The following is a 2884-nucleotide window of genomic DNA, read 5'->3' on the forward strand; positions in this document are numbered from 1 at the left end:
CACGCTCATGGCCTAACCGCCGTTGATCACGAAGCTCGAGCCAGGCTCCTTGACGATGTCGCCCTTGGCCGAGTTGGTGATGGTGACGCCGGTCAGCGTCGCGCTGCCGCGGGCGCTGGCCTGCGCCAGGATGCCGGCGCCGTTGTTGGACTTGTCGATGCGCACGTTCGTGACGGCGACGTTCGGCATGGCCCCGCCGCCGCCCTTGAACTGGATGCCGTCGTAGGTCGAGTCGTAGATGTCGGTGTCGCGGATGGTCACGCCGGTGATGTCCCTGTTCTGGGCGAACAGCGTGATGGCGCCGAACTCCTGCGCCTCACCCCAGAAGACGCCGCCGCAGCGGTAGAGCGCGTTGTTGGCGATCAGGGTCTGCCCGGAGAAGGGCAGGGGGTTGTGGTCGGTGGCGAGCATGATGCCCGGGTAGTTCATGGTGTCGTAGATCAGGTTGTTCTCGATCTTGTTGTTGTAGCCGCCGTAGATCGCGATGCCGTTCGCCCGCCACGGGAGCTGGACGGTGTTGTTGACGAACTGGTTGTCGTGGCCGATGTCCACCGACGGGTCCTTCACGTACGGGTTCGCCCAGACGGCCAGCGAGTCGTCGCCCGTGGTGCGGAAGGAGGAGTTGAAGACGCGCGAGTTCCGCGTGCCGTTGCTGAAGTTGATGCCGTCGGCGTAGGTGTCGCGGATGCGCATGCCGCTGAACTGCAGCCCGTCGGCCGGCCCCCACAACTCGGGGATGTTGTCGTAGTCGCGGCCGACCCAGACGCCCACGTTGGCGTGCTCGATCCAGACGTTGCTGATCTTCGTGTTCAGGCCGAACCGCCCGTTCAGGCCGACGCCGCCCTCGGCGCCGCCGGGGCCGCCGCGGATGCGGCCGGAGCCGAAGATGGCCAGGTCGGAGATCTGGACGTTGTTGTCGATGTCGAAGCCGAAGTTGCCCTCGTGCGGGTGGTTGATGCCCGTCGCCAGGTGCGGCTCGGTCAGCGTGTAGAGCTGGGAGTGCCACATGCCCGCGCCGCGGATCGTGACGTTGCTGATGCCGACCTGGTTGTACTGGCCGCGGTTCAGCGGGTCGTCCGTGAGGATCTTCTTCTCCTGCCGCCACTGGCCCGGCGGGATCCACACGCAGGAGATGACGCCGTTCTGGTCGTCGGTGACCGCCCGCTGGATGGCGGTCGTGTCGTCGTTGCCGTCATCCGGTACGGCGCCGTACTCGGTGATGGAGGTGCATTCGGCCGGTTTGCCGGCCGCGGGCGCCACCTGCTCCAGGTCGATCAGGTCGACGATGTAGAAGGCGGCGGTGTCTCCGGAATCACGTTGCAGCCGGAACTTGGTGCCGACCGGGTAGGAGCGCGACAGGAGCGCGTGCGCCTCGTCGAACAGCCTGCGGGCGTCGGTCTGCGGGGTGTTGGTCAGCGACTCCGGGTCGTCGCTGTTGCCGTACAACCAGCTGTGACGGGAGGAGAGGGTGAGCTTCTGGGCGAACGTGCCGTTGACGTACAGGCTGAGTGTGGCCTCGATGCCGCCACCGCCCGCCGCGTCCGGGATCGAGTTGCGCACCACGATCGAGTTGGCCTCGTTCGTGGAGGTGAACTCGACGTACTGGCCGGTGGTGTTGAGCCGGACCGACTTGCGGCCCGAGGACTCGGTCGCGAAGTTGGTGTGCCCGAAGGTGCGCAGCGCGTCGCTCTGCAGCAGGGTGCCCTGGTAGGCGGCGGATTCCGCCTCGTACTCGACGTACGGGACCGAGGCGCCGCGGCCGACGGTGATCGCCTGCGTCAGCGTGTTGTTGCTCTCGTCGGTCTCGTTCACCACGCCGGTCGCGTCGGCGGTGGCGGTGATGGTGGCGCCGCCGCTGGTGGCGGTCCAGGCGCCGTTGACGGCCACGTCGGTCGTCGCGCCCGCGGCGATCGGCGGCGTCTGGGTGTCGAGCGTGGTGCCGCCGACAGCGAGCCGGGTGACCGTGGTGGCGCCGGTCGTGCTGGTGCCGCGGTTCTTCACGGCCACGCTGAAGGTGACCCGCGCGCCGACCGCGGGGTTCGGCGGGCTGGTGGTGACGCTGAGGATCTGCAGGTCGGGGCCGGGCGCCTCGGCGACGACCAAGGACGTCGGCGCGGTGTAGGCGTTGTTGGCCTCGTTCTGCTCGGCGACCTTGTTGTCCTCGTCGGCCTTGGCCGTGAGCTGGTACGTCCCGGCGCTCCTCGTGCCGATGTTCGCCGACACGGTGGTGGAGGCTCCGATGGCCAGCGCGCCCACGGCGGCGGTGCCGACCTTGGTGGCGCCGGCGTAGAAGTTGACCGAGGTCGCGGCGGAAGCCGCGGTGCCGCCGTTCCTGACCGTGCTCGACAACGTGATCGCGGTCGTCGCGGTCGGCGAGGCGGGCGTCCAGGTCAGGCTCGTCACGGTGAGGTCGGGGTTGGCGGCCGGGGTGCCGAAGATCTGGAATTCGGCGATCTGTCCGCCGGGGGCGCCGGAGTTGGCAGTGATCTGCAGGCGTACGTCGGCGGCCGTGGCGGTGACCGGGATTGTCACGGTGTTTCCGGTGGCCGGGTCGAAGGTGTAGGTGGCCTGGGCGACCAGGTTACTGAAAGTGGTGGCGCTCTGTTCGCGGCCGAGGACCTGGATGCTCTGGGTGCGGCGGCCCCAGGCGCCGTCCGGGTTCAGCTTGAGGGTGATGGAGGTGAGGTCGGCGTTGGCGCCGAGTTGCGCGGTCAGCGTGCCCGGGTAGGAGCCGCTCTCCCAGTAGGTCTGGACGTTGTCGTCGTTGGCGTTGGCGGCCACGAAGGTGTGGACGTGTGACGACTCGGTCATGGTCTTGCCCAGAGCGAGGTTGGTGCCGCCGCCGGGGTTGTCGGGTGCGCTGCCCCAGACTTCGAGTTCGGAG

Annotated in this window: 1 protein-coding gene; it reads right to left on the minus strand. The window is 68.4% G+C overall.

Annotated features, from left to right (window positions below):
• Nucleotides 1-12 precede the first annotated feature (12 nt).
• On the minus strand, nt 13-2884 hold a 2872-nt coding region (locus ACFPZ3_RS29275), incomplete at its 5' end, for a CARDB domain-containing protein (protein WP_379517472.1).

It is taken from the genome of Nonomuraea insulae, assembly GCF_042656245.1.